Genomic DNA, 313 nt, shown 5'->3' on the forward strand with positions numbered 1-313 from the left:
CCGCTGGAGCGTGGCTTTGGCCTGACGCTGGGCAACGCGCTGCGTCGCGTGCTGCTGTCCTCGCTGCAGGGTGCCGCCGTGACCTCGATCAAGATCGAGAACGTTCTGCATGAATTCTCCTCGCTCGCGGGCGTTCGCGAGGACGTGACCGACATCGTGCTGAACGTGAAGCAAATCGCGCTGCGCATGCAGGGAGAAGGGCCGAAGCGTCTCCAGCTTTCGGCAACCGGCCCTGGCCCGGTCAAGGCCGGCGACATTGCGGTTTCGGGCGACATCGAAGTGATGAACCCGGCGCTGGTGCTGTGCCACCTCG

1 pseudogene is annotated in these 313 nt (G+C 65.2%); it reads left to right on the forward strand.

Annotation, left to right across the window (positions count from 1 at the left end):
• Positions 1-313: pseudogene (locus tag C1X29_RS29810) on the forward strand (DNA-directed RNA polymerase subunit alpha); the annotation flags it as partial.

This window comes from Pseudomonas sp. GW456-12-10-14-LB2, from assembly GCF_002884345.1.
GTDB lineage: Bacteria > Pseudomonadota > Gammaproteobacteria > Pseudomonadales > Pseudomonadaceae > Aquipseudomonas > Aquipseudomonas paraglycinae.